The organism is Caulobacter sp. UNC279MFTsu5.1 (genome assembly GCF_900114015.1).
Taxonomy (GTDB): domain Bacteria; phylum Pseudomonadota; class Alphaproteobacteria; order Caulobacterales; family Caulobacteraceae; genus Caulobacter.
Genome location: NZ_FORN01000101.1, coordinates 1 through 1484, shown reverse-complemented (window position 1 = coordinate 1484; position 1484 = coordinate 1). Strand labels below are relative to the sequence as shown.

The 1484-nt window shown below is 55.5% G+C and carries 2 protein-coding genes; both read left to right on the top strand.

The features are described 5' to 3' along the window. Positions 1-868, top strand: an 868-nt coding sequence (locus tag BM066_RS27245; RefSeq protein ID WP_255367731.1) for an RHS repeat-associated core domain-containing protein, incomplete at its 5' end; no start/stop codon positions are given. Between the two features lie 11 nt (positions 869-879). Beyond that, positions 880-1245 (top strand): hypothetical protein, encoded by a 366-nt coding sequence (locus tag BM066_RS26640; protein WP_018113491.1) that lies wholly within the window; start codon positions 880-882, stop codon positions 1243-1245. Positions 1246-1484 lie beyond the last annotated feature (239 nt).

Here is a 1484-nt window from a genome sequence, read left to right as displayed (position 1 = left end):
CGCGGTCGACGACCCGATCGTCTGGTACGAGGGCGCGTCCCTGGCCGACCGCCGCCACCTGCTCACCGACGGGCAGGGCAGCATCGTCGCCCGCGCCGACGCGGGGGGCGGATCGCTGGGCGTCAACAGCTATGACGAATACGGCGTTCCGGGCGCGGGCAACGCCGGGCGGTTCCAATATACCGGCCAGGCGTGGCTGCCCGAGCTGGGCATGTACTACTACAAGGCCCGCATCTACTCGCCGACCCTGGGACGGTTCCTGCAGACGGATCCGATTGGGTACAAGGACCAGATCAATCTCTACGCCTACGTCGGCGATGACCCGCTGAATAATAACGATCCGACAGGCACTACGTGTGAGGGTAGTGGAGGAGAAACAAAGTGCACATTTAATCGAGTGGAGCTGGATGGCGCCTCTACGCTCACTAGGGGGCAATCGAACGACATCAGAAAGTTCGAAAGAGCATACACGGACGCCGTAAAAAAACTCGAATCTCGTGCTGACCGAATTTTTACAATAAAGGTTGGTGGAAAAGAGATATCTGTGCGCGCTGGTGAGGTGGCGTCGTCGCTTCGGGCGCGAGAGTTTGTAGCGAGACCTAATGTGAATACTGTGGCTGGAACTAGCCTTAATGGCCGGTCAACTACTGTTGGCTCGGTTGGTCTGGCCGGAGCGGCGGACGGTAGGGATAGCGCAAGCCGCGATCGTCAAGTAACAACCGTGCATGAGGGTATCCATCGTGGCCCAGCGGAAAACTCTGTCTTTCCAAATCCGAAAGACCCAGCAATATATGGTAACCCAGGAGCGCAGGAACATAGTCCGCTTTATGACGACGCTGCTCGAGACCTTCTTTGGGGCGCAAGATAAGGATTTTGAATATGTTGAATATATTCAACTTTCTAGCGGCGTTGACAGTGTTGAATGGGTCTGTGGTGGATGGGGCAAGCTACAGTCATGATGCGGGTGTGCGATGTAAGGCAAATGCGTTTGTTGCGGTCAATTCGGTAATATCTTCAAGAGAAGATGCGATATTATTATTTGATTTACTTGCCCGTAAGCTGAATAACGGGAAGTTTGCGGGTAGGAAGTACAGTTATGACGTTAAATATGTAAAAGGTTTCTGGACAGTCTACGGAGAAGATGTGGCGATCAAATCTGACGGGGAGCCGCTGGGTTTTGGAGGGCTATATCTTTCCGTGGAAGCCTGTTCGGGGAGGGTGGTGGAATTTAGATATACTAGGTAGGAAACAGGCACTGGGGACGCACACTCTGTTGTTCCAGCAGTCAAGCCTTTAAAGCGGCTTCTTCCTGCGACTGACAAAGCAGGGTCTACGGTAACGGCGCGCTAATTCGGCTCTCTCGCCTCGTGGCCACCGTCGCGCCCCGGGGCGACCGTCCTGGCCACCTACACCTACAACGCGCAGGCGCTGCCGGAATCGCGGACCAATGGCGCGGCGGTCTCCAGCTATGGCTTCGACGGGAT

Excerpts from the sequence above, each read along its gene's own strand:
- BM066_RS26640 (WP_018113491.1), top strand. The coding sequence starts at position 880 with ATGTTGAATATATTCAACTTTCTAGCGGCGTTGACAGTGTTGAATGGG.